Raw genomic sequence first — 25,177 nt, forward strand, 5'->3', positions numbered from 1 at the left:
GCATGTGGACCGCAATCGTCGTCATCGTGATCGTGACCATGGTCGCGAGCGTCATGATGAAACGCTATGAGGCATTGGGCCGCACCGACCGCGACGTGCAACCCGGTGACGACCCGGCACAGGCCGCCCGCCGCGAAGCCGAACAGCGCGAGATCGCCGAGCTGCGCGAACGGGTGAAGGTGCTCGAACGCATCGCCACCGACGCCAATACCAGCGCCGCCCTCACCTCGCGGCGCGTCGCGGACGAGATCGAGTCGCTGCGCGACAGAGAACATTCGTAACGGCCACGGTTCAAGGAGGACCTGTCCCATGCTGAGCGACCAGATCATCACTGCCGGCATTTCGCTCACCGCCATCGCCATCGTCGCGTTCGCGATGCTGCGCGGTTGGCAGGGCTGGCTGACGCTGAAGGAGCACGAGCTCGAACGTGGCACCACCCTGCGTCACGAGCCCGAGCACCGCTCCGATACCGGCAGCGCGCTCGGCGCCGCGCGGATCGAGATCAGCGACCTGAAGGAACGCATCCGCAAGCTGGAAGCGATCGCCAGCGGGGTCGACCTGTGAGCGCCGCGAACAACGCCGCGCAGGCCGGCATCGGCCTCGGCAGCGCAATCGCCGTCGCTATCTCATGGTCGCTGCACAAATCGATCCTGTGGGCGGCGATCCAGGGGTTCTTCGGCTGGTTCTACGTGATCTACTACGCGTTCACCCGTCCCGGCGGTCTCGCGGGCTAGCGAGCCGCCGCAAGCTCGGCTAGGGGCGCGCGCGATGCGCAGCCTCCAGGACATTGCCGAGGAATACGAGTTCCTCGACCCCGACGACCGCTACCGCCTGCTGATCGAACTCGGCCGCGACCTCGATCCCATGCCCGATGCGCTCAAGACCGATGCCACGTTGGTGCGCGGATGCTCGGCAGCGGTGTGGGTCTATCCGGTTTTGGAGCACGAGGCGGGTGAAGCAGACAAGCTGCACTTTCTCGCCGATAGCAATGCCGCCATCACCAAAGGCATCGTCGCGCTGGTCATCGCCGCGGTGCAGGACAAGCCCGCAAGCGAGGTGGCCGCGATGGACGTGGCCGAGGCGCTCGCGCCGTTCGACCTCAAGAACCAGCTCAGCAGCAACCGCACGCAGGGCGTACCCAACATGATCGCGCTGGTGCAGGACCATGCGGCGCGGATCTCTGCTGGCTGAGCCGGGCGAGAAAGCATTTTCCTACACGGCGGCGCCGCGTCACAATCGCGGCGGCTCTTTCAAACAGTCGACAAGGGACCGCGTGGCCGTATCGCGGATGGCGTGTTGGGCGTCACCCTAGTCGGTCGCACAACGCACTGAATTTCATGACACTTTTTTGTGGCCATGGGTGACAGGTCGTCACCCCGTTCGCGCGAATCAGGCTCCGACGCTGTCGCGGACGACGGCGATCCCCGCTTCGCGCTGGGCCTTGAGCTCGGCCTTCAGCCGCGCCGGGTCGCGAGCGAACAGGAAACCAAAGCTGACCCCTCCCTCCTTGCCGATCGTCGCGTGGTGCAGCTTGTGCGCCTGGACCAGGCGCTTGGCATAGCCGCGCTTGGGCACCCAGCGGAACCAGCGCTGATGGACGAGTCCGTCGTGCACCAGCGTGTAGATTACGCCGTAGGCGAGCACGCCGAGTCCGATCCAGGTGCCGGGCCACCATGCATCGGCTCCCATCACCAGCGAGCTGCCGAGCGCGAACATCGATATGCTCAAAACCGCGCCGACGAAGGCGTAAAGATCGTTCTTTTCGAGCATGTTATCGTGCGGTTCGTGGTGGTCGCGGTGCCACCCCCAGCCGAACCCGTGCATCACGTACTTGTGGCTGCTCCACGCGATGAATTCCATCGCGACCACAGTCACGGCGACGATGCCTAGAGGGACAAGCCATTCCATCTGCCGAATATAGGCGACCACCGGCACTGGCACGAGCCATTCTTTCACGCGGCCGCCAAAACGGTTCGCAAGCCGTTCATATTGGAAGGCTAAAACCTGAACGGTAAGCCGAATCTTCGGCCAGCCAAGGAGCTACCCATGCGCAAGTCCAACCGGCTCATCATCGCCGCCCTCGTCGGCAGCGCCTCGCTCGCAGCCGTCGCTCCGGCCCAGGCCCAAAGCTGGCCGCAACGCGACCCGTACGACCAGCGTTACAACGATCGCGACGACTATCGCGACCGTGACGACTATCGCGACCGCGACGATTATCATCAGAACCGCTGGGACAATCGCGGGCAGGCCAACGCCATCCGCACGCAGATCGAACAGCTCGAACGGCGTATCCAGCGGACCGATGGCCGCGACCGCATTTCGGAGCGCGAAGCCGCGCAGCTGCGCCGCTCGGTCTATGCGCTGCGCCAGCAGTATCGCGATTATGCCCGCAACGGGCTGACCCAGCGAGAAGCGCAGGTCCTGCAAAGCCGCATCCAGCAGGTGCGCCAGCGTCTAGGTTATGAACGTCGTGATCGCGACGGCCGCGGCTGGTAATCGGAACCCGCGTTAGACAGGAGGCGTCCCGCTACCGGCGGGGCGCCTTCGGCGTTCAGGATTGGCCGCCGGGGAAGAAGAAGCGCGAAATTTCCTCGCCGATCCGCGCAGGGCGCAGGGTGTCGGCATCGACGCAGCACCAGCTCGACGATACCTCGGCCAGCACCTCCTCGCCGCGCTGGATGACCGTGCGATAGAATGCACGTGCGCCGTGGATTTTTTCGAGCACGGTGTTCGCGATCACGTCGTCGTCCAGGAAAGCCGGACGGCGGTAGGTGATCTCGTGCTTGAGCGCGACCCACAGCCGCTCCGCCACCGCGTCGGGCGGGGCGAGCTTGTTCCAGTGCGCCAGCACCGCATCCTGCACCCAGCCGAGATAGCGCGCGTTGTTCACATGCCCCATGAAGTCGATGTCGCCGGGAACGATGCGAATCGGGAAGCGGAAGGGCAAAGCTGCTGACATGGCTGTCAATTAGCGCAGAACGTGTTGCGATGCCATGACGTCGAGCAAATTAGCCCGCTGCGACATTTCGTTACCAAGCTGAGGCAAATGGCGACCGATCGTATCTCCGCCATTCATGTTTAAGGCCATATTTCTGAACGTGCGGGTCGAACCCCTCGCATTTACGGACAGGACCACATCATGAAGACCGTCACCAAGATCGCTGCTTCGGCCCTCGTCGCCTCGCTGGCGCTGGGTGCGGCAGTGCCCGCCGCCGCCGCCGTCTATGACCGGCCCGGCCAGCTTCGCGCCGAGATCGCCCAGCTCGACCGGCAGATCGACCGCGCCGAGGATCGCCGGATCATCTCGCGCCGCGAAGCCGCCCAGCTCAATGCGCAGGTCGACCGACTCGAATCGATTTTCCGCAGCTACGCCCGCGGCGGGTTCACCCGTTACGAACTCGCATCGCTCGACACCCGGGTCTCCGCCCTGAAGCGCCAGGTTGCCGTCCAGGCGCGAGACGGCGACCGCTTCACCCGCAACGACCCGCGCGACGGCTGGCGTCGTTAAACACCGCTACTGGGCGCGGACAAGATTTCCCATCTTGTCCGCGGCGGGGCGGCGGGCCTAGCCCTCCCCTCATGGCCAGCCGCCCCCGCACCCTCTACGAAAAGATCTGGGACGCCCACGTCGTCGAAACGCGCGACGACGGGACGGCCCTGATCTACATCGACCGCCATCTCGTCCACGAAGTCACCAGCCCGCAGGCATTCGAAGCATTGCGGGAGAGCGGCCGCCCGGTGCGGCGCCCCGACCTGACGCTGGCGGTACCCGACCACAACCTGCCGACCACCCCGCGCCTCGCGCCCGACGGCTCGCGCCTGCCGATCGCCGACCCCGAGAGCGCCGCGCAGCTCGCCGCGCTCGAGGCCAATGCACCCGCCTTTGGCATCGAATACATCGGCGCCACCGCGCCCGAGCAGGGGATCGTCCACGTCGTCGGTCCCGAGCAGGGCTTCTCACTCCCCGGCTCGACGATCGTCTGCGGCGATAGCCACACCGCTGCGCATGGCGGCATCGGCGCATTGGCGTTCGGCATCGGCACGAGCGAGGTCGAACACGTATTGGCGACACAGACGCTGCTCCTGCGCCGATCAAAAGCCATGGAAGTGCGCGTCGAAGGGCACCTCGGACCGGGCGTGACGGCAAAGGACCTGATCCTCCATATCATCGGCGTAATCGGCACCGCGGGCGGAACCGGCCACGTCATCGAGTACCGCGGCCCGGTGTTCGAGACGATGAGCGTCGAAGGGCGGCTGACCGTCTGCAACATGAGCATAGAGGCCGGCGCGCGCGCCGGCCTGATCGCACCCGACGACACCGTCTTTGCCTATCTCGAGGGGCGTCGCTACGCGCCCAAAGGCGAGGACTGGGACCGCGCGGTCGCCTGGTGGCGCACGCTTCACACCGACTCCGGCGCCCCGTTCGACAAGTCGGTGGTGATCGACGCCGGCGCGATCGAGCCGACCGTCAGCTGGGGCACCAGCCCGGAAGACGTCGTCCCCATCGGCGGCACGGTGCCCGATCCGGCCAGCTTCGCCGATCCCGCCAAACAGGATGCCGCGCGCCACAGCCTCGACTACATGGGCCTCGAACCCGGCCAGCCGATGACCGACGTGGCCATCGAGAACGTATTCATCGGCAGCTGCACCAACAGCCGGATCGAAGACTTGCGCGCCGCCGCCGACGTTGTGCGCGGACGCCGCAAAGCCGATAGCGTGAAGTGGGCGATCGTCGTCCCCGGCTCGGGCCTCGTGAAGCGGCAGGCCGAGGCCGAGGGTCTCGACCGCGTGTTCATCGACGCCGGTCTCGAGTGGCGCGAACCCGGCTGTTCGGCCTGCCTCGCGATGAATCCCGACAAGGTCCCGCCGGGCGAGCGCTGCGCATCGACCAGCAACCGCAACTTCGTCGGCCGTCAGGGGCCGGGTGCCCGCACCCACCTCGTCAGCCCGGCGATGGCAGCAGCAGCGGCGATCACCGGCAAGCTGACCGACGTGCGCGAACTGGTGTGAAGGGCCGCTGCGCCTGCGGGCAGGTGACCGTTTCGGTCGCGCATCCGCCTGACTACATCAACTTCTGCAACTGTTCGCTGTGCCGCCGGATGGGAGGCGGTTGGGGCTACTACGACCGCGACGAGGTGACCGTCTCGGGCGAGGTGCACGGGTTCGTCCGGAGCGATCTCAAGCCCGAGGAAACCTGCCTCGAGACGCGCTTCTGCCCGACCTGCGGCGCGGTGGTGTGCTGGGTCCCGCTACCCGAGTTCGACAGCCGCAGGATGGGCGTCAACATGCGACTTTTCGAGCCCTCGGAACTGAAGGGCATCGAAACCCGGTTTCCCGACGGCCTCAACTGGACTGGCGAGCGACCCGATGAGCGCCATCCATGCCTGCCCTATGGCGAGGGCACGGTGTTCTGACGCGCAAGAACGCCTTCGCCCCGGTCGCCGCGTCCGACGCCCGGCTCCTGATCCTTGGCAGCCTGCCGGGTGAGGCCTCTCTCGCCGCCGCTCACTATTATGCGCATCCCCGAAACCGCTTCTGGCATCTCGTGGGAACAGCGCTTGGTGCCGATCTCGTCTCGCTCGATTACGATCGCCGACTCGATTTACTCACATCGAGCGGTATCGCGCTGTGGGACACGGTCGCCTCCGCACACCGGTCCGGAAGCCTCGACGCGGCGATCCGCGACGCCGAGCATGCACCGCTCGCCGATTTCGTCGTCACGCTGCCAGCCTTGCGCGCGGTGGCCTTCAATGGCCGGACCGCCAGCAAAATCGGGCGGCGCCAAATTGAGGGGAGAAGCCTTGCCCTGATAGACCTCCCCTCGTCATCGCCCGCCTACGCCGCCATGCCGCTGGCGCAGAAAGAGCGACTTTGGGCACGGCTAGCCGATTTCCTCGGCTGACCACTTGCGCGGCTTGGCGCGGTTCCGCATGGGTAAGGCCATGACCAGAAAGCTGACCAACAAGGCCATCGCCGCGGGTGCCGCGATCGGTTCCGCCGCCATCGCCGCCGCGCTGCTCTACGCAAGCAAGCGCAAGGAGAAGAAGGACCCGCCGCAACCCGCGCCCACCCCCTCCGGCGAGCCGCCCGAGACCGACTGATGGAGCCGCTGCGAGAGGTTGAGGGGCGCGCCATTCCCTATGGCGCGAAGAACGTAGATACCGACGTCATCATTCCAGCCCATTGGCTCAAGACGATCAGCCGCGAAGGCCTCGGCCGCGGCGCGTTCGAGACCGTCCGCGCGCAGCCCGGCAACGTCTTCGACGATCCCGAGTTCGCCGGGGCACCGATCCTGATCGCGGGCGACAACTTCGGCTGCGGGTCCAGCCGCGAGCACGCTGCCTGGGCATTGCTCGATCTTGGTATCACCGCAGTAATCGCGCCGAGTTTCTCGGACATCTTCTCGGGCAACGCATTCAAGAACGGCATCCTGACCGTCGCTCTGCCGCAGGAACAGGTCGACCGCCTGCTCGAAGTGGCGCGGACCGATCCGATCTTCATCGATCTCGAACACCAGGTCGTCACGACCCCGTTCCAGGACCGTTTCAGCTTCGCGATCGATCCGTTTCGCAAGGACTGCCTGATGCAAGGCCTCGACGAGGTCGGACTCACGCTGGCGCGCGACAGTTCCATTTCGAAATACGAGGATCGCCGGGCAAACCAGATGCCATGGTTGGCCCAAGGCACGGGAACGGGGATAGCCGCATGAAGATACTGCGCACGCACGCGGTCGGGGGCCCGGAGACGCTTACCCTCGACGAGATCGAGACACCTGCGCCCGGAGTCGGACAGGTGCTCGTCGCGGTCAGGGCCTGCGCGATCAATTATCCCGACACCCTGATCATTCGTGACCTCTACCAGTTCAAACCGGAGCGCCCCTTCGCGCCCGGCGGAGAGATCGCTGGAGTGGTCGAGGCGGTGGGCGAGGGCGTGACTGCGTTTCAGCCCGGTGATCGCGTATTTGGCGGCATCGGCAACGGCGGCCTCGCAGAACAGGTCGTGGTCGATGCGCGGCGCCTGTTCCCCGTCCCTGACGGCGTGCCGTTCGAAAAGGCCGCCTCGCTGATGATGACCTACGGGACGACGATCCACGGCCTCAAGGACCGCGGCCATATCAAGGCTGGCGACGTCATGCTCGTGCTCGGCGCGGCAGGCGGGGTCGGCCTCTCGGCCATCGAACTCGGCAAGGCGTTCGGGGCGAAGGTCGTCGCCGCCGTATCGAGCGAAGCGAAAGCCGAGGTCGCGCGCAAGGCCGGGGCCGACGATGTCGTGATCTATCCGCGCGAAGCGATGGACAAGGATGCGTCGAAGGACCTCGCCAACAAGTTCAAGGCCGCCTGCGGCCCCGAGGGCGCCAACATCGTCTACGACATCGTCGGTGGGCAGTATTCCGAGCCGGCCCTACGCGCGATCGCGTGGGAAGGCCGTTTCCTCGTCGTCGGTTTCCCCGCAGGGATCCCGAAGATGCCGCTCAACCTGACGCTGCTGAAGAGTTGCGACATCTGCGGCGTGTTCTGGGGCGCCTTCGTTGCCCGCGAGCCCGAGAAGTTCCGCGCGCAGACGGCCGAGTTGTTCGACCTGCTCAAGGCCGGCAAGATCGATCCGCTCATTTCCGAGACCTTCCCGCTCGAGCGGGGCGGCGAGGCGATCGCCAAGCTCGAAGCGCGCGAGGCTGTCGGCAAGCTGGTGGTCACCTTCGACTGATGGTGCGTGCGGCCGTTAGGGATTCCCGCAGCCGTCCGTTTCGCTTGTCACCCGGCGGGCCCATGTGCAAAGCACGTGGGCGAACCCGCATCGATTCAACCAGGCAGATTTTCCATGACCAGTTTTCAGGATCGTGAGCGCGCCGAGGAGGCGAAGTTCGCCATGGACGAAGACACCGCATTCCGCATCGCTGCGCGGCGCAATCGCCTGCTTGGGCAGTGGGCCGCCGAAAAGATGGGCCTCACGCCTGAGGAAACTGACGCCTATGCGAAGGCGGTGGTGCAGGCCGACTTCGAAGAAGCGGGCGACGAGGACGTGATCCGAAAGGTCCTGGGCGATCTAACCCAGGCGGGGGTCGAGGTGGACGAAGCCGAAGTGCGCTCCGCGCTCGACGCGAAGGCGATCGAGGCCCGCCGCCAGTTCATGACCGGGTCCTGATCCCGTGCCGATGGCCGCGGGCGACATCGTCGATATGATCGCGGCAGCCTTGCCCGGCGCGGTCGTGGAAATGCGCGACCTCGCCGGCGATAACGATCACTGGGCGGCCCATGTCACCGCACCGCAGTTCGCAGGGCTGAGCCGCGTCGCCCAGCACAAACTGGTCTACGAGGCGCTGGGCGGACGGATGGGAGGCGAACTCCACGCCTTGCAACTGACGACCGCCGTACCCAACTGACCACCAACTTCCCGTTTCCATAAGCAAGGTCCGGCCATGTCCGACGTCAACCAGCGCATTTCCGACATCGTCGGCACCAACGATGTCGTCCTGTTCATGAAGGGCACCCCGCTCTTCCCCCAGTGCGGCTTCTCCAATCGCGCGGTGTCGATTCTCGATCACTGCGGCGTGACGTATGAAAGCGTCGACGTGCTGCAGGATATGGAGATCCGCCAGGGCATCAAGTCGTTCAGCGACTGGCCGACGATCCCGCAGCTCTTCGTAAAGGGCGAATTCGTCGGCGGCAGCGACATCATGATGGAGATGTTCGAGGCCGGCGAGCTGCAGACCATGTTCAACGAAAACGGACTGGCGACGAGCGACTGATCGCTCGCATTGCGCTCGGCTCGCCGCAAATGGCGCCGCAGTTAGGGTTCGATTAACCACGGTGCCTGAGAGTGGCGGCTGTGCTCCGCCGCCTCGCCCCATTTGCCGCTCTTGCGCTCGCTGCGTGCGGCGGGCTTGTGCCTGATGCACGAGCTCCAGCTAAACCGCAGGTGCAGGCAGCACCGCGAGCGGTCGCCGTCAGTCCGCAAAACCAGGTGTGCCTCGGCGAGCTTGGCGCCCGCGGAGCGAACTTCACGCCGCTGCCCGACCGCTTCTATGGCGCAGGCTGCTCGACCGTCGGCACGGTCACCCTTGCAGGCTTGCAGGGCGACGACGCCGGCTTCCAGCTGAGCAACCTTGGCCCAGTCGCCTGTCCTTTGGCCGACACGCTCGCGGCATGGGCACGCTACGGCGTCGATCGCGCGGCGCGCGAAGTGATGGGCAGCGCGCTCGTCCGCATAGAGACCATGGGAAGCTATTCGTGCCGCACGGTCGCGGGAAGCGGACGAATGTCGGCCCATGCGACCGCGCAAGCGGTCGACGTCGCCGCCTTCATCCTCGCCGACGGCCGCCGCGTGAGCGTGCTCGACGACTGGGGCGCCGGTACCCCCGAAGAGCGCCGCTTCCTGCAACTGGTCCATGCGAGTGCCTGCAAGCGCTTCGGCACGATCCTCGGCCCCGCCTATAACGCCGCGCACCGCGACCATTTTCATCTCGAAGCGACCGGCCGCGGCTTCTGCCGCTGATCAGCTCACGCCGTCGAGGCGGGCTTCGATGCGCAAGCGCACTGCCTCCGCCGCATGGCTCGCACCGAGCTTGCTCATCATGTTGGCCCGGTGGATTTCGACCGTCCGCGGGCTGATCTGCAAATCGCGCGCGATCGCCTTGTTACTGCTGCCCTCCGCAAGGAGGTCGAGTACCTCCCGCTCGCGGGTCGAAAGATTGTCGATCCGCCCGCGTGCCTCGATCATCCGGCGGCGAAGTTCGGCCTGGTCGCGCGCCTCCTCTCCGATCCGCTCGAGCATGGCGCTGAGGCGATGCGGTTCGAGCGGTAGCGCGAGGTAATCCAGCGCACCCGCCTTGATCGCGGCGACCACCTTCGAGGTATGCGGCGCCGCGCCCATCGCCACGACCGGCAACCAGATTCCGCAATTTTCGAGCTGCTCGAGCGTCGCCGCGATACCTCCCGCCTCTTCGGCATCGCGCACCGCGATGACGCCATGCTGCGGCGGATGCTCGCGCAACTCGTCGAGGTCAGCATAAACCTCGGCGTGGTGACCCAATCCGAACGTGGTGCGCGCAAGCTCCGCGCGCATCCACATGTCGGCCTCGATGAAGTGGACGAACAGTTTGTGACCCATGCCGATGATAGTCAGCCGGATGCGCCTTCATGACAATTCGAGACCAATACCGAAACGGATATTCTCGAATAAGTAATCATCCGTGGCGCTATTCTCGTCGCTTGGCGTCGTTCGCTCCGATTCGGAGCTAAATTTACGCAGAATCCCGCATTTCGACGGCGGTTCGAGTCCTAATCTAGTGCTTCTCCGCGTCTTCGCTGTAGAAACTGTAGTCGGGAAGCCTCGTGAAAGCGTCCTTCAACGAGTCGCTCCATCCGGCGGATATCGCTTGGAAATAGCTGTCCTCGTGCGTGATGCGGCGCTGGTGAGAAGCGGCGAAGGTATCCCGTTCGATCACCATCATGTCGAGCGGCAGGCCGACCGAGAGGTTCGCCTTGAGCGTGGAATCGAAGCTCACCATCAGCAGCTTCACCGCGTCTTCGAAGCTCATCGTTCGGTCGTAAGCGCGGAGCAAGATCGGGCGCCCGTACTTGGTCTCGCCGATCTGGAAGAACGGTGTGTCCCAGCTTGCTTCGATGAAGTTGCCTTCGGGGTAGATCAGGAACAGCCGCGGCTCCATGCCCTTGATCTGCCCGGCGATGATCATCGAGGCGGTAAAGCGCCCCTGCCCATGCGCGCCGTTGGCGAGCTGCCGCTCGTCGATCGTGTCGCGCAGCAAACGGCCGATCTCGGTCGCGATCTGGAACATCGTCGGCGCATCGTAAACGGTGTTGTGCCGGTCGCCCGGCGCCTTGGTGCGTTCTTCGAGCTGGCTGACGACGGCCTGGGTGGTGGCGAGGTTACCCGCGGTCATCAACGCGACCACCCGTTCGCCAGGCACTTCCCAGTGCATCATCTTGCGGAACACCGAGATATTGTCGACGCCCGAGTTGGTCCGCGTGTCGCTCATAAGGACGAGGCCCTTTTCGAGCACCATTCCCACGCAATAGGTCATGTCTTCCTGGCCCCCCGGCCCTTCTTAGCCCCGCTCGGTATGGTACCAAAGCTTCGGCGGCGTCACTGTTCCTGCTTTTGTTGTTCCACAGCGACGTCGACGTGCAGGTTTTCGGTCGCGCTGCCGAAGACGATTCCGGTGATCGGAGCCGCGTCGCGGTAATCGCGGCCCGTCGCCACGCGCACGTAGCGCGGGTCCGGGCTGATCCCGTTCGATATGTCGAAACCCACCCAGCCGAGTCCGTCGACGTAGGCTTCGGCCCAGGCGTGGGTCGCTTCCTGGTCGATCCGGTCGTTCATCATCAGGTAGCCCGAGACATAGCGCGCGGGCACTCCCACGCTGCGGGCCGCGCCGATGAATATGTGCGAATGATCCTGGCAAACGCCGCACCCTGCTTCGAGGGCCTGCTCAGCGGTGGTCGAGACGCCCGTGGCGCCCGTCGCGTACTTTACTTCCTCGCGCACCGCCGCGGACAGCGCATGGAGGAATTCGAGGCGGCGCTGATCGGTGAAGTCGAGCCCCCGGACGAGGTGCCGCAGGCGCGTTCCGGGTTTCGTCAACGGCGTCTGGCTGGTGAAACTCCAGAGCGGCAGGTGGCCTGCATGGCGACCGATTACGCCCGCGTGATCCTGCGTCTGAACCGTTCCGCTGCACGTGACGACCACTTCGCGCGCGCCCGGTTCGACCGACACGAGCGAAACGTGATTGTGATGCTGGTCGTCGTATTCGAGCTCGCACTTCGCGTTCGTAAAATCCATCGACCAGTCCAGGATCGACTGGCCCTGCGTCGTCTTGGGGGTGAGCCGCAGGCGCTGCAGGGCGTGCGACACCGGGTCGATGAACGTGTAGCGGCTGGTGTGCCGGATCGCGAGGCGCATGGCTGTCCTTCCCCTACCTCAGGAACCGATAGTCGTCGGAGATGGCACGAGCGATTTCATTGTTGGTCCGCATGAAGCCGACCAGGAATTCGTGAAGTCCCTGGTCGAAGATTTGTTCGATCTTCAACGCGCCCATCGTGTCGGCCGACTGGCGTACGAGCTTCTTGGCTTCGCCTTCCACGCCGTGGAACTTGACCAGCCCCGCAATCGCCTGCCGCAACAGCTGGTGGCTGTAGGCAAGGCTGCGCGGAAAGCGCTGGTCGAGCACAAGAAATTCGACGATGCCGCGCGGATCGGCTTGGCCCGCGTTGAGCCAGCGATAGGCGCGGTCGCCCGAGACCGAGCGCAGCACCTGATCCCATTGCCCGCTGTCGAGCGTGGTCCCGACATACGAAATCGACGGGAGCAGCAGGTAATATTTCATGTCGAGGATGCGCGCGGTGTTGTCCGCCCGCTCGACGAAGGTGCCGGCCTGCGCGAAATTGAACCCTGCATCGCGCAGCATCGAATTGACCATCGCGCCATGGGTGAGCGTGCCCGCGCGGCGGACCAGCGCGATCACGTCGCCCACCGCGCCTTGCGTGACCGGACGAGCGAGCGCGTGATCGAGTTCCATCCAACTTTCGTTGACCGCGCGCCACAGTTCGCCCGAAATGGCATTGCGCACCGCCCGCGCGTTGGTGCGCACCTGCCGCATCATCTCGAGCACGCTGAGCGGGTTATCCCGGTCGCGCAGGATGTAATTCCATACCTGGATGCCGGTGTAGGTGCCGTGCTTCTGGCGATACCGCCGTCCGTGGCCCGACGCCTGGATCACCGAGCGCCATTCTTCTTCCGCTGTGATGAGATCGCGGGTCAGCGCCATACGCAACCCTGCCTCGAGCAGGCGCGCAGTGTTCTCCGCCCGCTCGAGATAGCGGAACATCCAGAACAGCCCGTTAGCAGTCCGGCCTAGCATGATGGGTATCCGGGCATCAGTCTTTGAGCACCCAGGTATCCTTGGTCCCGCCACCCTGCGACGAATTCACCACGAGGCTGCCGCGCTTGAGCGCCACCCGCGTCAGCCCGCCGGGTGTAATCTCGATCCCCTCGGGCGAGACGAGCACGAACGGCCGCAGGTCGACGTGCCGCGGGCTCAAACCCTTGCGACCGAATACCGGGCAGGTGCTGAGCGCGAGCGTCGGCTGCGCGATGTAGTTGTCAGGGTTCGCGATGAGCTTGCGGCGGAAATCGGCGATTTCGCGGCGCGTCGAAGTCGGGCCGACGAGCATCCCGTAGCCGCCGGATCCGTGGACTTCCTTCACCACCAGCTCGGCTAGGTTGTCGAGCACGTACTTCAGGCTGTCGGCATCCGCGCAGCGAAACGTCTCGACGTTGGGCAGCAGCGGCTTTTCGCCGGTATAGAATTCCACGATATCGGGCATGAACGAATAGATCGCCTTGTCGTCGGCGATGCCGGTGCCCGGTGCGTTGGCGATGGTGATGCCGCCCGACCGATAGACATCCATGATCCCCGGCACGCCGAGTACGCTGTCGGGATTGAAGCTCAAGGGATCGAGGAAATCGTCGTCCACCCGGCGATAGAGCACGTCGACCGGTTCGTAGCCGCCGGTCGTCCGCATCGCGACGCGCCCGTCGATCACACGCAGGTCGCTGCCCTCGACCAGTTCCGCACCCATCTGGTCGGCGAGGAACGCGTGCTCGTAATAGGCGCTGTTGAAGATGCCGGGCGTCAGCACCGCGACCGTCGGCTTCCCCTTGCACTTGGGCGGAGCGCAGGCAGCGAGACTACGGGCGAGCTTGCGCGGATAGTCGCTTACCGTTTCGACCCCCACACGCGTGAACAGCTCGGGGAACATCGCCATCATGGTTTCGCGGTTCTCGAGCATGTACGACACGCCCGACGGGGTGCGGGCGTTATCCTCGAGCACGAAAAAGTCGTTGGGGCCGGTGCGGACGAGGTCGATCCCGACGATGTGGGTGTAAACGCCGCCCGGCGGCGTGAAGCCGACCATGTTGGGAAGCCATGCCGCATTGTCGCGCAGCAGCCGCTCGGGCACGCGGCCGGCGCGGATGATTTCCTGCCGGTGGTAGAGGTCATGAATGAAGGCATTGAGCGCGCGAACGCGCTGTTCAATTCCGCGGGTCAGCCGCCGCCATTCCGCCGCGGAAACGATCCGCGGAACCATGTCGAAGGGGATCAGCCGTTCTTCGGCTGCATCCTCTCCATAGACGTTGAAGGTGATGCCCGTCCGGCGGAACACGCCTTCCGCCTCGCGGTCCTTGCGTTCGAGCCAGCGTCTATCCTGTTCGTCGAACCACTGCGAATACCCGGAATAGGCGGCCCTCACCGCCCCGGCGGGGTCGCGCATCTCGTCGAACGGTTCCGGAGCGGCGCTCATTGTCCCCCTGCTGGCCTCATCGTGCGCTACCGTAGTAGCCCGTGCGGGAAATACAGCCCCAAATATTGCAGTGCATCAATCGCCGCCGCCGATCACGAATCGAGCTCGGCGAGCACCGCAGCGATCACCTGAGGGTCGTAGGCAAACCCCATGTGAGTGCAGCGCAGGGCCACAGCCCGGTCGCGTTCGCCGGGACGCCCGCACGCTGCGCGCGGATGGACGATGCCATCGCGCGGGCTCCATAGCGCAACCGTCTCGACTGGAGGCTTCGCCGAAAGCTCGACTTCGACCGGTGGCTCCTCGACCCGGTGACCGGTCACGAAATGATACGCGCGCCAGACGTTGTTGGCCCGCGGACTCCACGAGAACGGAGATCCCATCGTGACGACCTTCGCGACTCGATCAGGGCTGCGCTTGGCAAGTTCGCGCGCGAACAGCCCGCCGAGGCTCCAGCCGACGAGCACCACCGGCTCGTTGTGGCGCGCGTGGATGTCCACAAGGCGCGCCTCGAGCGCATCGAAATTATCCTGCGTCGGACCCCAGTTGAAGCCCAGGCCCCAGCGCTTGACCGTATGGCCCGCCGCCTCGAGCCGACGCGCCATGTAGCGCATGCGAACGGGGTGGGTGGCGAAGCCGGGCAGCAGCATGACGGTGCGCGGCCGGGCCGCGGCGACCTTGGGGTGCTGGCGCCGGACCCGGCGGAACGGTTCGGCAAGCACGGCGAGTTCGCCGAGCAGGCGACGCATCGGCGGGCCGACCACGTCGTCCGGCCCCTGCTCGGCCGCGATCGCGATCCGGTCGCGCAGGACCTGCCGCGCGCCGATGATGCGCGCGTAATCGAACCGTGCGGGAGGTTTCGGGCCAAGCTGGGGAACACCCGTCATGAGAGCGAAACGCGTCTGGAGCCTGCCGGTTTCATCGCGCCACTATCGGGGGCAATCGCCGACGCGGCGCGCGTTCATCTTCATTTCCATCCGCATCTCGCCGCCCGGGATCATCGCCGCCTTTTGCACCATCTTCATGTGCATCGACGTCGCCTCGGCCGACCCGGTGCCGGCGAGAGTGATGTCCGAGGTCAACCCTTTCGACCCCTTGCAGGTCATTGAAGCGTCGATCTTTCCGCCGTCGACATCGAAACGGCCGAATTCGCAACGCATCGCGCCGTTGTTCTCGGTCATCTTGCGGACCGATTCCTCGAAACCCTTGTCCGCCTCGGCCTGCGTCAGGCACGACGCGCTCGACTGGCCCGAGACATTCCCCATCGTGGCCTTCATCGCCTCGCCCTGCTGCGGCGGAAGGCCGGGCACTTCGAATTTGATCAGTTCGACCGTTGTTTCGTACTGCCCGGGTCGCGGCCGTTCGAGCTGGTTCGCTTCGGCGACGACCTCGTCCGCGGTTTTCGTTTCCTCGCCCGCCTTGCCGCAACCGGCGAGGGCAAGAACGCCGATCAACACGATCGCAGTGGCATGATGCATGGTGTTGGCACTCCCTGATCGGCCCCTAGCCTCGGTTTAGTCCGATACCTTGCGCGTGCCAACGGGGGCGATCATCGCTGCGGACAGCGTCCCGCACCCGGACCCGGCACCGCGCGTCCCGGCCGCGCACCGGTCATTTCCCCGCCCAGCAACACGGGCGTACCGTTGACGACCACGTCGCGCATTCCGACAGCGAAAGTCTGCGGGTTCTCGTACGTCGCGCGGTCGGCGATCGTTGCGGGATCGAAGATCGCAAGGTCGGCGAACTTGCCCGGCTTGACCATCCCGCGATCCGTGAGGCCGAGATTGCCCGCCGGAAAGCTCGTCAGCCGCCGAACCGCCTCGGCGAGCGACAACCGCTTCTCCTCGCGCACGTATTTGCCGAGCAGGCGCGCGAAGTTGCCGTAGGCGCGCGGATGGAGCTTCGATTCGAGGAACACCCCGCGCGGCGCTTGCGACGAGGAATCGCTGCCGAACGACATCCACGGCAGCGCAACCTGCTTTGCGACATTTTCCTCGCTCATGAGGAAATAGGCGGTGCCGACCCGGGTGCCGTCCTCGATCACGAGGTCCATCGCCGTGTCGACCGGCGAGGTTCCACGCTCAGCCGCCACCTCGGCCAGCGTCTTTCCGATGTATTTCTTGAGCGCCGGGTTCTTGAATTCGAGGAACAGCAGTTTGTCCGGGCTGCCCGCCTGGTACATCAGGTTGTCCCAGCCCACGGGGCGCTCGGTCATCTCCTTGCGCAACCGCTCTCGAACGGCAGGGTCCTTCAGCCGCGCAGCCCACTGCGCGTGCCCACCCTCGCGCACCCACGGCGGCATCGCCGCGTCGAGTCCGGTCGCGCCGGCGGTGTAGGTGTACATGTTTGCGGTGATCCGCAGGCCCGCTGCGCGCGCCGCCTCGATCCTCGCGATCATCGCGGGCAGCTTGTCCCAGTTGCCCTGGCCTGCCTGCTTCATATGGAACATCTCGGCCGGACCGCCCGAGCGACGCGCGATGTCGATGAGTTCGTCGGTCGCCTCCAGCACCTCGTCGCTCTCGTTGCGCATGTGGCTGATGTACATCCCGCCGCATTCGGCCGAGGCCTTTGCCAGCGCCGCGATCTCGTCGGTCTCGGCGAACACGGCCGGTGCGTAGATCAGCGAGGTGCCGACCCCCACAGCGCCATCGTTCATGGCCTGCCGCACGATGTTCTGCATCTCGGCCAGTTGCACGGGGGTCGGGTCGACGTCGCCGCTGCCGAGCACCATCGTGCGCACCGTCGTCGCGCCGATGAAGCTGGTGACGTTGGTCGCGATCCCGCGCTGCTCAAGGAAGTCCCAGTATCCGCGCAAGGTGCGCCACGCGACGGGATACTTGACCGCACCCTGGTTGCGCTCGCGGCTTTCGGCCATGGCATCGGTCAGGGGTCCGGGCGAAGTGCCCTCGCCCATCACCTCCAGCGTCACGCCCTGGCGGATGTCGCTCTCGCTCGCGCCGTCGATGATAAGCGTGTCGCCCGACCAGCTCAGCATGTTGATGAACCCCGGCGCGACCGCGAGGCCGCGCGCGTCGATCACTTGCTTCGCGCTGCCCGCCAGCGCCTGCCCGACCGCTACGATCCGGTCGCCCCGGATCGCTACGTCACCCGTGACGGGCGGGCCTCCGCTCCCGTCGTAGATCGTCCCGCCGCGCACCAGCAGGTCGTAGCTTGGCCCCGCCGCAGGCAATGTCGCGCACCCCACAAGCGGGATTAGAACGGTGGCGAGCAGGGCGCGTTTGAGATGGGTCATGGTCGCCGACGCTAAAGCGCATGCAAGGCCCTGCCAAGCTTGCTTGTTCGCGTCCCGTTCCCCATATCCCGGCGCATGGCCGAACTCGTCATTCGCAGAGGGCTGGAAGAGCCCGACACCTCCGACAAATTCATTCCTCACAAGCCCGTCAGGCCCGAGAAATCGATGGGCGGGCGGCGCTTCGAGCTCGTGAGCGAATACACCCCGTCGGGCGACCAGCCGACCGCAATTGCCGAACTGACCGCGAGCGCCCGCGATGGCGAGCAGACGCAGGTACTGCTGGGCGTTACCGGCAGCGGCAAGACCTTCACGATGGCCAAGGTGATCGAGGAACTGCAGCGCCCCGCGCTCGTCCTCGCGCCGAACAAGATCCTTGCCGCGCAGCTCTACGGCGAGTTCAAGAGCTTCTTCCCCAACAACGCGGTCGAGTATTTCGTCTCGTATTACGACTATTATCAGCCGGAGGCCTATGTCCCCCGGTCGGACACCTACATCGAGAAGGAAAGCTCGGTGAACGAGGCGATCGATCGGATGCGCCACTCGGCCACCCGCGCGCTTCTCGAACGCGACGACGTGATCATCGTCGCCTCGGTCTCGTGCCTCTACGGCATCGGCTCGGTCGAGACGTACTCGGCGATGATCTTCGACCTCAAGAAGGGCGCGGCCGAGGACCAGCGCGAGATCATCCGCAAGCTCGTGGCCCTCCAGTACAAGCGCAACGACGCAGCCTTCCAGCGCGGCAACTTCCGCGTGCGCGGCGACAGCTTGGAGATCTTCCCCAGCCACTACGAGGACATGGCCTGGCGGATCAGCTTTTTCGGCGACGAGATCGAGGAGATTTCGGAATTCGATCCGCTGACCGGCGCCAAAGGCGCGAGCCTCAACAGCGTGCGCGTTTACGCCAACAGCCACTATGTCACGCCCGGCCCGACGATGAAGCAGGCCTCGCAGGCGATCAAATTCGAGCTGGAGGAGCGGCTGAAGGAGCTGCACGCCGAAGGGCGATTGCTCGAGGCGCAGCGGCTCGAACAGCGCACCAACTTCGACCTCGAGATGATCGCGGCGACCGGCTCTTGCGCGGGGATCGAAAACTACAGCCGCTTTCTCACCGGCCGCCTTCCGGGCGAGCCGCCGCCGACGCTGTTCGAATACCTGCCCGACAACGCACTGCTTTTCGTCGACGAGAGCCACCAGACCGTGCCGCAGATCGGCGCGATGGCGAAGGGCGACCACCGCCGCAAACTGACGCTGGCCGAATACGGCTTCCGCCTGCCGAGTTGCATCGACAACCGCCCTTTGCGGTTCAACGAATGGGACGCGATGCGCCCGCAAACTTTCGCTGTTTCGGCCACCCCCGGCGACTGGGAGATGAACCAGACCGGCGGTGTGTTCGCCGAGCAGGTGATCCGCCCTACCGGGCTGATCGACCCGCCGGTCGAAATCCGCCCGGTCGAGGACCAGGTCCAGGACTGTATCGCCGAGTGCAAATCAACCGCTGCAAAGGGGTACCGAACGCTCGTTACAACGCTGACCAAGCGTATGGCGGAGGATCTGACCGAGTTCATGCACGAACAGGGCGTGCGGGTGCGCTACATGCACTCCGACGTCGAGACGTTGGAGCGCATCGAGCTGATCCGCGACCTGCGCCTCGGCGTCTACGACGTGCTGATCGGAATCAACCTGCTGCGCGAAGGCCTCGACATTCCCGAGTGCGGGCTTGTCTGCATCTTGGATGCTGACAAGGAGGGCTTCCTGCGCTCCGAGACGTCGCTGATCCAGACGATCGGCCGCGCGGCGCGCAACGTCGATTCCAAGGTCATCCTCTACGCCGACCGGATCACCGGCAGCATGGAACGCGCGATGGCCGAGACCGAGCGGCGGCGCGCCAAGCAGGAGGAGTACAACGCCGAGCACGGCATCACGCCGACCACGATCATTCGCGGCATCCAGGACATCGTGGCGCATACGGCGTCGCAGGACAGCGTCACGATCGGAACCGGCGATCCGGAACGCAACAACCTCGTCGGGCACAACCTGCGCGCCTACATCCAGGACCTCGAGAAGCGGATGCGCACCGCCGCCGCCGATCTCGAATTCGAGGAAGCCGGGAGGTTGCGCGACGAGATCCGCCGCCTGGAAGCCGACGAACTCGGCATTCCCGACGGCGAAAGGCGTGCACCGATCGTCGGCCGCAGCAACGAGGGCAAGCCCGGAACGCGCAAGGACCGCTTCGGCAAGACCCGCTACAAGCGGATGGGCGGAAAACCCTGACGACGTGATCGGGTCGATGGGATAGCCGCTTCTCGACAAGTTCGTGGGATGGGGAAAGCGCGACGCATTTACCATGCCGGACAGGCCTGCCATACGCGGCAGCGATGATTGCCTGCCGCGTTCCGATTGCCATTTTCGTTGCATTACTTGCCGCTTGCCGCCCGCCCGCAAGCGACCGTTACGTCGAACGCATCGCACTCGACGGGGCCAACAAGGGCCCGCAGGTGCAGATGACTTCCCCCGACGTGTCCAAGGCGGTCTGGGCGCCGAGCGAGACGCCCGAGCGGATCGTTTTCGGCCAGCCGGGGCAGGCGCCGCTGCTCGCGATCGAATGCTGGGGTGCGGGGCGCATGATCAAGGTGACCCGGTTTGCCCCGACCGAACCGTACGCCGAAGGCATGATGGCGCTCGTCGGCAACGGCCATGTCGAACGGCTGAAGATCGACGCGCTCGACCAGGGCGAAGGACGCGGCTGGCTGTGGCAGGGCCGCTACGCCCCAACCGACACCCGTCTCGATGCGCTCACCGGGAGTCGGCGGCTCGAAGTGACGATCCCCGGCGCGGGAACGCTGGTGGTGACCGGTGGCCAGCCCGGCGAACTGATTGAACGCTGCCGCCGGATCGCGCCGAGCGGACCTACCGCGCAGATGCCTCCCGCTCCGCCAGCGTGACGAGCATGTCGGGCGTGAGGACCTGCGGCAGCGTCTGCGCATCCCCGTCCGCCGGGTACCACAGGTAGAGCGGCACACCGGCGGCGCCCTGCCGCGTCAGGAATCGCGTGATCTCGGGATCGCGGCGGGTCCAGTCCGCCACCAGCGCGACCACCCCGGCCTTTTCGAACGCGGCGCGGGTCGTCTCACGCTCGATCGCGACGCGCTCGTTGACCTTGCACGAAAGGCACCAGTCGGCGGTGAACCACAGGAACACCGGCTTGCCCGAGGCGCGTGCGGCGGCAAGGCGGGCCTCACTGAACGGCTGGGCCGAAAGGAGGCTATCCTCCAGGACCGGCGCGGGGCGATGGGCCAGCGCGGCGGGCATCGCGATCGCGGCGAAGACGGCGAAGGGTGCGGCCAACAGCGCGAAGGTCCGCCCCGCTCCGCGCCCCGCCCGCTGGCGCACGCCGGTCGCCCAAAGCGCGATGACCATGCCGGCCGCCGCCATCACGCCCGCCACGGCGAACCACGGTCCGCCGATACGCCAGCACAGCCACGCCAGCGCCAGTGCGGTCAGGCCCATCGGCAGGGCCATCCAGCGGCGGAACCGCTCCATCCACGGACCCGGTCGCGGCAGCATCCGCCGCAGGGGCGGAATGAAGCCGAGCAGCAGGAACGGAAGCGCGAGGCCCAACCCGAGGCCTGCGAACAGCAGCAACGCCTGGAGCGGCGGCAGCAGCAGCGCCGCGCCCATCGCAGCGGCCATGAACGGGCCTGTGCATGGCGTCGCGACGAAGGCGGCGAGAACACCAGTGGCAAACGCGCCTGCCGGTTCGCCGCCCCGGGTGATGGGCAACGCCGGTAGTTCGAACAGCCCCGCAAGGTTCGCGGTGACCGCAACCGCGAGGAGCAGAAGGATCACGACAACAGCCGGCTCCTGCAACTGGAACGCCCAGCCCACCGCTTCGCCCGCCGAGCGCAGGGCGAGCAGCAGCGCGCCGAGCGCGAGCGTCGCGAGCATGACCCCGGCGGTATAGGCAACACCCTCCGCCCGCGCCTTGGCATCGCTTTCGCCAGCGCGGGCCAGGCTCAGGGCCTTGAGGCTGAGGATCGGAAACACGCACGGCATCACGTTGAGCAGCAGCCCGCCCGCAATGGCGCCGAGCAGCAGCAGCCACAGCGGCCCGGCCGCCCCGGCACTGCCGCGCGATTTCACGGGAATGCCGTTTGCGGGAACGGGTCCCGGCGCACCTGCGAATTCCACGCCATTGCCATCGCCGAGTGACAGGATGCCCGATACCGCTCCCGGCCGCATCACCGCTTCCGCGAGCGGGATTTCCGCCACCAGCAGGTCGCCATCGCGCGAGAACGTCTGGACGGCAGCATACCGGACCAGATCGCGCTGCTCGATGAAGACGTGCGGATCGGGCACGTCCATCGCCGCCGGCAGGGGAATGGCGATCCGCAGATACCGATCGTTCAGCGCGAAGCTGCCCCGGGCATCGAGCAGCGCCGGGATGGCCGAGCGCCAGGTGTCGAACACCGACTGCGGGCTCGCCTGCGAGAGGTCGAGGCTGAGCCGCGCCTGTTCGGGCACGCAGACCTTGTCAGTGCAGGCGAGCCACTGCGCATCGAGCATGATCGGAGTAAGGTTGGCGACCGCCGCGCCCTTCGGCACAGCAAGATCGACGAGGACCGCGTAAGGACCTTCGTAGACGTGGTTCATCAGCCCGCCGATGATCAGCTTCTGCGGCACCGGATAACGCGGCTCACCCGCCTGCCAGCCCGGCGCCAGGGTCCAGTCCAGTTCCATTCCGTATCCGGCGTCGCCCGGATTGAGCCAATATCCGTGCCAACCCGGCTCTGGATCGAACGCGATGGCAACCGTCAGCGGTCCGCCCGGCCGGACGGGGCCGTCGGCGACCAGTCGCGCGGCGATGTGATTGGCCCGGCCTTGCGCCGAGGTAACGTGCGGATACAGTGCGACGAGCAACGCGCAGATCGCGGCCAGAAGAGGCAATGTCCTTGCGCGCATGGTCGCCTGCGCTCTAGGGCCGGGACCCATGGACGACAAGCGCGACCTCGTGATCCTCGGCGGCGGGCTCGTCGGCATGACGCTCGCGCTAACGGCGGCGTCGAAGGGCATCTCCAGCCATGTCGTCGACCGCGCCGATCCTGCCGACCTGACCGCCGAAGGATTCGACGGCCGCGCCAGCGCGATCTCGACCGCGAGCTGGAACCTGCTGGGCAACATCGGGCTTGCCGGCGCGCTCGAACCGTTCGCCTGCCCGATCGAACGGATCGCGGTCAGCGACCAGTTGAAGCCCGGTCGGATCGATTTCGTGCCCGAGGAGCACGAAGGCTCGCTCGGTCGGATGTTCGAGAACCGCCGCCTGCGCCTCGCGCTGTACGAGGCGGCGAAGGACCAGCCGCTGATCGCCTTCCATCCGGGCAGCGAAGTGGCCGATCGTACGCGCGGCATTCACGGCGTGACGGTTCGCCTGGCGGGTGGACGCACGCTCTCCGGCAGTCTCCTCGTCGCTGCCGAGGGCCGCCGCTCGCCGACGCGCGAGGGCGCCGGGCTCGCGGTCGCGACCTGGGACTATCGCCACCGCGCGATCATCGCCGGGCTGACCCATGCCCGCCCGCACGAAGGCACCGCGTGGGAGATATTCTGGCCGGCAGGACCGTTCGCCTTGCTGCCGATGCAGGACGGGGCCGACGGCGCGCACCGCAGCGCGCTTGTCTGGACGGTCGACGAGAAGGACGCCGCGGGCGTGCTGAAGCTGGGCGACCGCGCCTTCCTTGCCGAAGTGGACAAGCGCATGGGCGACATCCTCGGCGCAGTCACGGCGGTCGGACCGCGTTCATCATTTCCGCTCGGTTTCCACCACACCGCCACGATCACCGCCGACCGCCTCGTGCTGGTGGGCGACGCCGCGCACGGCATCCACCCCATCGCCGGGCAAGGCCTCAACCTGGGCCTGCGCGACGTCGGTGCGCTGGTCGAAGTGCTGGTCGAGGGTATGCGCCTCGGGCTCGAGCCGGGCGATGCCCAGCTCCTCGCCCGTTACGAACGCTGGCGCGGGCTCGATGCTTTTTCCGTCGCGCTGGCGACCGACGGTCTGACCCGACTGTTCGGCGTGCCCGGCAAGGCTGCCAGCGCGGTGCGGCGATTCGGCATGGCCGGGGTCCAGCGCGCGGTGCCGCTGAAGCACTGGTTCATGGACGAGGCGCGCGGCGTATCCGGCGCACTGCCCGATTTGCTGAAAGCCTGAAAGCTAGAGGCAGCCGCCCGCGCGCATGCTGTAGACGGCGCGGCGGGTCACGATCAGGTGATCGACCAGCGTCAGTTCGAGCGCCTCCGCGATTCCCTGCAACCGGCGCGTGCCGGAGATATCCTGCGGGCTCGGCCGGCAGATTCCCGAGGGATGGTTGTGCGCGAGCAGGAAGCCGTCGGCCCCCAGCGCCAGCGCGCGTTCGATGACCGGCCGGGCGCGCGTCTCGATCTGGCGTCTGTCGCCGCTCGCCACCGTCTCGTCCGCGAGATACCCGCGCGAGCGATCGCAGTAGATGACGTGGAGGCGTTCGGTCGCCCCTCCGGCAAGATGGGAGCGAAGATAGCGATGGAGCGCCGGGTCGGCCGCGTCGACCGGAGCGCGGACCAGTTCCTCATCGAGAGCAGCCTCGACCAGCCGGCGGGCGCCGGCGATGGCGAGGCAGGCGCGCTCGTGCCCCTTGGCGGCTGCGGCGAGCTGCGCCGGGTCCGCAGCAAGCGCCCGTGCCAGCGAGCCGAACCGGCCGATCAGGCGTTCGGCCAGTTCCCCGGCGGCGTCACCCGCGAACGGGGTGAGGAGGTCCGCCACGACCGATAGGGGCCGTGCCGTCGCACCCGCCGACGATGGAACCAGATGCCCCCGGCCAGCAGGATGATCTGAAAATACGACGGGCCGATATACATGATCCCGTATGCCAGGCGCGCCACGCCCGGCGCCATTTCGTTCGCGAAATGGGCCATCAGGGCGATGAGCTGAAATGCGGCGAACCATAGCGGGTAGAACCGGTTAGCGAGTAGCGCGACGGCGGTGGCGATCGCCAGCGCGATCAGGTCGATACCGAGGTGGATGACTTCGGGTGACGGCATGAAGCCGCGGCCTTCGAGCAGCGCATGGTATCCGCTGTCTACGACCATCATTCCGGCGAGCGTGCCCGCCAGGATGCGTTCCGGATCCGATCCGTATCGCCAGGAGGCGATCACCAGTGCGACGATGGCGGCGATCTGCAGCCACAGCCGAACTTCGGATAGACCCAAAATCATCCACGCTCCGTACCTTGCCTCAGACTTCGATCAAGGCCGGTTCGGCGGCGATTGCCGACGGATTGACGACCGTGTCCATCTGGCCATCCTCTACGCCCATCGTCTCACGGGCGACCTTGCTCAGCTCGTCGTGGACGCGCAGCAGGCTGGTCGAAAGCGCGAGCGCCTGGTTCTCCGCCTGACCGAGCCGCATCAACGCGCGCTGGCCGGCGTCGATCGACACCTCGGGATTCTGGCGGGCCCGCACCATCGCCTGCTTCAGGCGGGCGCAGGCGATCATCATTTCATCACTGACGGCCTCGGCCTCGCGGATGAGCTTGCGGATGGAGAGGGCATCTTCGCGGACGGTGTGGGACATGGTGTG

33 protein-coding genes are annotated in these 25,177 nt (G+C 66.2%); 19 read left to right on the forward strand and 14 right to left on the reverse strand.

Translation table 11 applies throughout. The features are described from left to right. Positions 1-2: 2 nt before the first annotated feature. The 4 genes from ACWPMX_RS10515 to ACWPMX_RS10530 are packed head-to-tail and all read left to right on the forward strand — an operon-like array spanning position 3 to position 1,191. A complete protein-coding gene (locus ACWPMX_RS10515; RefSeq protein WP_455700767.1) occupies positions 3-281 on the forward strand; it encodes a hypothetical protein in 279 nt (92 codons plus the stop codon). A 28-nt stretch (positions 282-309) separates the two neighbouring features. Continuing rightward, positions 310-564, forward strand: coding sequence for a hypothetical protein (locus tag ACWPMX_RS10520; RefSeq protein WP_455699956.1), 255 nt, complete (start codon positions 310-312; stop codon positions 562-564). Further along, positions 561-734: a hypothetical protein gene (locus ACWPMX_RS10525; protein WP_455699957.1), complete on the forward strand. Its 174-nt coding sequence runs from the start codon at positions 561-563 to the stop codon at positions 732-734. Before ACWPMX_RS10520 ends, ACWPMX_RS10525 begins: the two co-directional genes overlap by 4 nt. A 34-nt stretch (positions 735-768) precedes the next feature. Beyond that, the gene (locus ACWPMX_RS10530; protein WP_455699958.1) at positions 769-1,191 is read left to right on the forward strand and encodes a SufE family protein; all 423 of its coding nucleotides are present in this window, start codon (positions 769-771) and stop codon (positions 1,189-1,191) included. Between the two features lie 198 nt (positions 1,192-1,389). On the opposite strand, the gene ACWPMX_RS10535 is transcribed toward ACWPMX_RS10530, so the two are convergent. Next, positions 1,390-1,908 carry a sterol desaturase family protein gene (locus ACWPMX_RS10535; protein ID WP_455700768.1) on the reverse strand — a complete coding sequence of 173 codons (519 nt, stop codon included), beginning with the start codon at positions 1,906-1,908 and terminating at the stop codon, positions 1,390-1,392. 138 nt (positions 1,909-2,046) lie between these two features. Here ACWPMX_RS10535 and ACWPMX_RS10540 point away from each other — a divergent pair, with 138 nt between their 5' ends. Beyond that, positions 2,047-2,496 carry a hypothetical protein gene (locus ACWPMX_RS10540; protein ID WP_455699959.1) on the forward strand — a complete coding sequence of 150 codons (450 nt, stop codon included), beginning with the start codon at positions 2,047-2,049 and terminating at the stop codon, positions 2,494-2,496. 55 nt (positions 2,497-2,551) lie between these two features. Here the strand turns inward: ACWPMX_RS10540 and ACWPMX_RS10545 are convergent, their stop codons facing one another. Continuing rightward, entirely contained in the window at positions 2,552-2,959 is a 408-nt protein-coding gene (locus tag ACWPMX_RS10545; RefSeq protein ID WP_455699960.1) for an acyl-CoA thioesterase, read from the reverse strand. Between the two features lie 180 nt (positions 2,960-3,139). On the opposite strand from ACWPMX_RS10545, the gene ACWPMX_RS10550 reads away from it, so the two are divergent. The 11 genes from ACWPMX_RS10550 to ACWPMX_RS10600 all read left to right on the forward strand — a co-directional run bounded on the left by ACWPMX_RS10550 (position 3,140) and on the right by ACWPMX_RS10600 (position 9,492). Further along, the gene (locus tag ACWPMX_RS10550; protein WP_455699961.1) at positions 3,140-3,508 is read left to right on the forward strand and encodes a hypothetical protein; all 369 of its coding nucleotides are present in this window, start codon (positions 3,140-3,142) and stop codon (positions 3,506-3,508) included. Between the two features lie 71 nt (positions 3,509-3,579). Then, entirely contained in the window at positions 3,580-5,010 is a 1,431-nt protein-coding gene (leuC, locus tag ACWPMX_RS10555) for a 3-isopropylmalate dehydratase large subunit (RefSeq protein ID WP_455699962.1), read from the forward strand. After that, complete coding sequence (locus ACWPMX_RS10560) at positions 5,007-5,414, forward strand: GFA family protein (protein WP_455699963.1); 408 nt, start codon at positions 5,007-5,009, stop codon at positions 5,412-5,414. The genes leuC and ACWPMX_RS10560 overlap by 4 nt, the downstream gene beginning before the upstream one ends. Next, entirely contained in the window at positions 5,381-5,902 is a 522-nt protein-coding gene (locus ACWPMX_RS10565) for a DNA-deoxyinosine glycosylase (RefSeq protein WP_455699964.1), read from the forward strand. The genes ACWPMX_RS10560 and ACWPMX_RS10565 overlap by 34 nt, the downstream gene beginning before the upstream one ends. A 40-nt stretch (positions 5,903-5,942) precedes the next feature. Then, the gene (locus tag ACWPMX_RS10570; RefSeq protein ID WP_455699965.1) at positions 5,943-6,101 is read left to right on the forward strand and encodes an isopropylmalate isomerase; all 159 of its coding nucleotides are present in this window, start codon (positions 5,943-5,945) and stop codon (positions 6,099-6,101) included. Then, positions 6,101-6,709, forward strand: a complete 609-nt coding sequence (leuD, locus tag ACWPMX_RS10575) for a 3-isopropylmalate dehydratase small subunit (RefSeq protein ID WP_455699966.1) — start codon at positions 6,101-6,103, stop codon at positions 6,707-6,709. The genes ACWPMX_RS10570 and leuD overlap by 1 nt, the downstream gene beginning before the upstream one ends. Next, the gene (locus ACWPMX_RS10580; RefSeq protein ID WP_455699967.1) at positions 6,706-7,704 is read left to right on the forward strand and encodes an NADPH:quinone oxidoreductase family protein; all 999 of its coding nucleotides are present in this window, start codon (positions 6,706-6,708) and stop codon (positions 7,702-7,704) included. Before leuD ends, ACWPMX_RS10580 begins: the two co-directional genes overlap by 4 nt. 114 nt (positions 7,705-7,818) lie before the next feature. Further along, entirely contained in the window at positions 7,819-8,142 is a 324-nt protein-coding gene (locus ACWPMX_RS10585) for a DUF1476 domain-containing protein (RefSeq protein WP_455699968.1), read from the forward strand. A gap of 4 nt (positions 8,143-8,146) precedes the next feature. Then, positions 8,147-8,380, forward strand: coding sequence for a BolA/IbaG family iron-sulfur metabolism protein (locus tag ACWPMX_RS10590; RefSeq protein WP_455699969.1), 234 nt, complete (start codon positions 8,147-8,149; stop codon positions 8,378-8,380). Between the two features lie 36 nt (positions 8,381-8,416). Next, positions 8,417-8,746 (forward strand): Grx4 family monothiol glutaredoxin, encoded by a 330-nt coding sequence (grxD, locus tag ACWPMX_RS10595; RefSeq protein WP_455699970.1) that lies wholly within the window; start codon positions 8,417-8,419, stop codon positions 8,744-8,746. 80 nt (positions 8,747-8,826) lie between these two features. Further along, positions 8,827-9,492: an extensin family protein gene (locus ACWPMX_RS10600; protein ID WP_455699971.1), complete on the forward strand. Its 666-nt coding sequence runs from the start codon at positions 8,827-8,829 to the stop codon at positions 9,490-9,492. On the opposite strand, the gene ACWPMX_RS10605 is transcribed toward ACWPMX_RS10600, so the two are convergent. From ACWPMX_RS10605 to ACWPMX_RS10640, 8 genes are all read right to left on the reverse strand, one after another. Continuing rightward, entirely contained in the window at positions 9,493-10,107 is a 615-nt protein-coding gene (locus ACWPMX_RS10605; RefSeq protein ID WP_455699972.1) for a response regulator transcription factor, read from the reverse strand. Positions 10,108-10,282: 175 nt separating this feature from the next. Next, entirely contained in the window at positions 10,283-11,041 is a 759-nt protein-coding gene (locus ACWPMX_RS10610; RefSeq protein WP_455699973.1) for a peptidase, read from the reverse strand. Between the two features lie 62 nt (positions 11,042-11,103). Next, complete coding sequence (locus ACWPMX_RS10615) at positions 11,104-11,919, reverse strand: transglutaminase family protein (protein ID WP_455699974.1); 816 nt, start codon at positions 11,917-11,919, stop codon at positions 11,104-11,106. Positions 11,920-11,932: 13 nt separating this feature from the next. Then, positions 11,933-12,877 carry an alpha-E domain-containing protein gene (locus ACWPMX_RS10620; RefSeq protein WP_455699975.1) on the reverse strand — a complete coding sequence of 315 codons (945 nt, stop codon included), beginning with the start codon at positions 12,875-12,877 and terminating at the stop codon, positions 11,933-11,935. Positions 12,878-12,893: 16 nt separating this feature from the next. Beyond that, positions 12,894-14,321, reverse strand: coding sequence for a circularly permuted type 2 ATP-grasp protein (locus tag ACWPMX_RS10625; protein WP_455699976.1), 1,428 nt, complete (start codon positions 14,319-14,321; stop codon positions 12,894-12,896). Between the two features lie 92 nt (positions 14,322-14,413). Further along, positions 14,414-15,205: an esterase/lipase family protein gene (locus tag ACWPMX_RS10630; protein WP_455699977.1), complete on the reverse strand. Its 792-nt coding sequence runs from the start codon at positions 15,203-15,205 to the stop codon at positions 14,414-14,416. A gap of 42 nt (positions 15,206-15,247) precedes the next feature. After that, a complete protein-coding gene (locus tag ACWPMX_RS10635; RefSeq protein WP_455699978.1) occupies positions 15,248-15,796 on the reverse strand; it encodes a DUF3617 domain-containing protein in 549 nt (182 codons plus the stop codon). A gap of 71 nt (positions 15,797-15,867) precedes the next feature. Next, positions 15,868-17,571, reverse strand: coding sequence for an N-acyl-D-amino-acid deacylase family protein (locus ACWPMX_RS10640; RefSeq protein WP_455699979.1), 1,704 nt, complete (start codon positions 17,569-17,571; stop codon positions 15,868-15,870). Positions 17,572-17,646: 75 nt separating this feature from the next. On the opposite strand from ACWPMX_RS10640, the gene uvrB reads away from it, so the two are divergent. Together uvrB and ACWPMX_RS10650 are read left to right on the forward strand one after the other, a co-directional pair. Further along, positions 17,647-19,842, forward strand: a complete 2,196-nt coding sequence (uvrB, locus tag ACWPMX_RS10645; protein WP_455699980.1) for an excinuclease ABC subunit UvrB — start codon at positions 17,647-17,649, stop codon at positions 19,840-19,842. A 104-nt stretch (positions 19,843-19,946) separates the two neighbouring features. Beyond that, the gene (locus ACWPMX_RS10650; RefSeq protein WP_455699981.1) at positions 19,947-20,513 is read left to right on the forward strand and encodes a hypothetical protein; all 567 of its coding nucleotides are present in this window, start codon (positions 19,947-19,949) and stop codon (positions 20,511-20,513) included. On the opposite strand, the gene ACWPMX_RS10655 is transcribed toward ACWPMX_RS10650, so the two are convergent. Then, the gene (locus tag ACWPMX_RS10655) at positions 20,479-22,530 is read right to left on the reverse strand and encodes a protein-disulfide reductase DsbD family protein (RefSeq protein WP_455699982.1); all 2,052 of its coding nucleotides are present in this window, start codon (positions 22,528-22,530) and stop codon (positions 20,479-20,481) included. The two genes, ACWPMX_RS10650 and ACWPMX_RS10655, sit on opposite strands and share 35 nt — an antisense overlap. Before the next feature lie 28 nt (positions 22,531-22,558). On the opposite strand from ACWPMX_RS10655, the gene ACWPMX_RS10660 reads away from it, so the two are divergent. Next, on the forward strand, positions 22,559-23,773 hold the full coding sequence (locus ACWPMX_RS10660; protein ID WP_455699983.1) for a UbiH/UbiF/VisC/COQ6 family ubiquinone biosynthesis hydroxylase: 1,215 nt from the start codon (positions 22,559-22,561) through the stop codon (positions 23,771-23,773). Positions 23,774-23,776: 3 nt separating this feature from the next. Here ACWPMX_RS10660 and ACWPMX_RS10665 read toward each other — a convergent pair whose 3' ends face one another. From ACWPMX_RS10665 to ACWPMX_RS10675, 3 genes are read right to left on the reverse strand one after another with little or no spacing between them, the layout of a single operon-like run. After that, positions 23,777-24,361 (reverse strand): JAB domain-containing protein, encoded by a 585-nt coding sequence (locus ACWPMX_RS10665; protein ID WP_455699984.1) that lies wholly within the window; start codon positions 24,359-24,361, stop codon positions 23,777-23,779. Continuing rightward, complete coding sequence (locus ACWPMX_RS10670) at positions 24,301-24,813, reverse strand: hypothetical protein (RefSeq protein WP_455699985.1); 513 nt, start codon at positions 24,811-24,813, stop codon at positions 24,301-24,303. The genes ACWPMX_RS10665 and ACWPMX_RS10670 overlap by 61 nt, the downstream gene beginning before the upstream one ends. A gap of 19 nt (positions 24,814-24,832) precedes the next feature. After that, entirely contained in the window at positions 24,833-25,171 is a 339-nt protein-coding gene (locus ACWPMX_RS10675; RefSeq protein WP_455699986.1) for a hypothetical protein, read from the reverse strand. Positions 25,172-25,177: the final 6 nt, after the last annotated feature.

The organism is Tsuneonella sp. HG094, from assembly GCF_053819285.1.